Source organism: Mesorhizobium sp. M5C.F.Ca.IN.020.32.2.1 (assembly GCF_004023105.1).
In the GTDB taxonomy this organism is placed as follows: Bacteria; Pseudomonadota; Alphaproteobacteria; order Rhizobiales; family Rhizobiaceae; genus Mesorhizobium; species Mesorhizobium wenxiniae.
On record NZ_RZSX01001046.1, the window covers coordinates 1 to 1956 of the forward strand.

At 61.0% G+C, this 1956-nt stretch carries 3 protein-coding genes; 2 read left to right on the forward strand and 1 reads right to left on the reverse strand.

The genetic code is table 11. From position 1 onward, the window contains the following. Window positions 1–146 precede the first annotated feature (146 nt). On the reverse strand, window positions 147–284 hold the full coding sequence (locus tag EOA86_RS39025) for a hypothetical protein (protein ID WP_163603020.1): 138 nt from the start codon (window positions 282–284) through the stop codon (window positions 147–149). Window positions 285–504: 220 nt separating this feature from the next. Between EOA86_RS39025 and pqqB the strand changes: the two genes are divergently transcribed. Beyond that, window positions 505–1443, forward strand: a complete 939-nt coding sequence (gene pqqB / locus EOA86_RS32615) for a pyrroloquinoline quinone biosynthesis protein PqqB (RefSeq protein ID WP_127208870.1) — start codon at window positions 505–507, stop codon at window positions 1441–1443. Further along, window positions 1440–1956: pyrroloquinoline-quinone synthase PqqC (locus EOA86_RS32620; protein WP_128345349.1), on the forward strand; the 517-nt coding region annotated here is incomplete at its 3' end. The genes pqqB and EOA86_RS32620, both read left to right, overlap by 4 nt.

Below are 1956 nucleotides of genomic sequence, written 5' to 3' on the forward strand. Positions count from 1 at the left end.
GTGATCTGGTATCCGCCCGGCGCCGATGGATGGGAACGTGCAAACCTTCCGCTGGAGGAGAGGAAGCCTTACGTGATCAGCAATTGAGCATGAGCATATTGTTACTTTCGATCGTCTTGTTTTTCGAGTTTTAAGAACCTACCGTTTCATTTGTCCATTTTGAGAGCTGATGGACGAGCCATTGCAATGGTGCCCAGCAATGGTTGACTGACAAAAGGATCGGCCCCTTCGGGCTGGTAGAAGAGGAGAAATGCCATGAAGAAGAGCTGGACGAAACCGACCATGTGCCAAGTTGCTGCGGGCTTCGAAATTTCGCGGTATCTGCCTGCTGAAATTCCTCCCAAGAAGTAGGCCGCAGAGGTGCGTGTCCCTGGCAACGGGGGCACGCACTGCCTTGCCGCGCGAGGTCTTCGTGAAAGGCTTTGGCGCGTTCGATTCGGGCGAGAAGCCATTCGCGGTCGAAAAGTTGCTGTTGGTTGAGTGAGCCGCAGAGCGGGCATTGCAATGCGCTTGAAAATCATCGGCTCGGCGGCAGGCGGCGGCTTTCCGCAATGGAATTGCAACCATCGCCTGAGCCGCGCGGCTCGCACCGGGATGGCCGGCGTGCATTCGCGAACCCAATCAAGCATCGCCGCGTCAGTGGATGGGGCCGGCTGGGTGCTCTTCAACGCCTCGCCCGATATTCGCCAGCAGATTGCGCAAACGCCTGAATTGCAGCCCGCGTACGATGCGCCGCTGCGTTCGACACCTATTCGTGCGGTGGTGCTGACCAATGCCGATGTCGACCATGTCGCCGGCCTGCTAAGCTTGCGTGAGCGGCAGCCCTTCGTCATCTACGCAACGACAAAGGTTCTGGCAACGCTGGAGGCGAATTCGATTTTCAATGTTCTCGATCCGACGCTCGTGCCACGACGCATCTTGCCGCCGGCGGAAGAACTGGCGATCTGCGATGCCAATGGCAACGACACCGGCGTGACTGTCGAGAGCTTTCCGGTGCCCGGAAAGATAGCGCTCTACCTTGAGGAAAGAGGCCAGCCGGATGCCAATTTCAGCTCCGAGTCCGGAGACACGATCGGCGTCCGTATCGCCGGTACCGGCAGTCGCGGCTCCGTCTTCTATATCCCGGGCTGCGCGCGCATCGATGCGACCCTGCGCACGCTTCTAGCCGATGCCGCCTGCCTCCTGTTCGACGGCACGGTCTACACGGACGACGAGATGATTGCTGCCGGCGTCGGCCAAAAAACCGGGGCGCGCATGGGGCATCTGGCAATGTCAGGAGACGCGGGTTCGATCGCCGGCTTGGCCGATGTAAGGATCGGCCGCCGTGTCTTCGTCCACATCAACAACACCAACCCCGTTCTGGACGAGAATTCCGCCGAACACGCAGCGGTCAAAGCGGCCGGCTGGGAAGTCGCCGGCGACGGGATGGAGATGGAATTTTGAGTGATTTCCACGACGCGGCCAGGAACGGCCTGTCCTTCAGCGAGCTCGAAGCCGTGCTGCGTCAGGTCGGTGCCGAGCGATATCACAACCGCCATCCTTTCCATCACAGGATGACCAGTGGTGCGCTGTCGAGGACCGAGATGCAGGCCTGGGCGCTGAACCGCTACTGCTACCAGGCTGTCATCCCGCGCAAGGATGCCATGATTCTCGCAAATGCCGAGGACCCGGCGTTTCGCGCCGCCTGGCGCAAACGCATCGAGGACCATGATGGCGAGGACGGCTGGAGCGGCGGTATCGCGCGCTGGCTGCATCTGGCGACCTCGCTCGGCCTCGACGCCGAGGCGGTGAAGAGCGAAAGGCTGGCGCTGCCGGCGACACGTTTCGCGGTCGGCGCTTACCTCTCCTTTTGCACGAACCGGACGCTGTTCGAGGCGGTCGCGTCGTCGCTGACCGAGATGTTTTCGCCGCTCGTCATCGGCGAGCGGGTGCCGGCGATGCTGGCCAAATACGATT

Bases quoted from the DNA above. Each gene is read 5' to 3' on its own strand.
- EOA86_RS39025 (WP_163603020.1), bottom strand. From the start codon at position 284: ATGGTCGGTTTCGTCCAGCTCTTCTTCATGGCATTTCTCCTCTTCTAC.
- pqqB (WP_127208870.1), top strand. From the start codon at position 505: ATGCGCTTGAAAATCATCGGCTCGGCGGCAGGCGGCGGCTTTCCGCAA.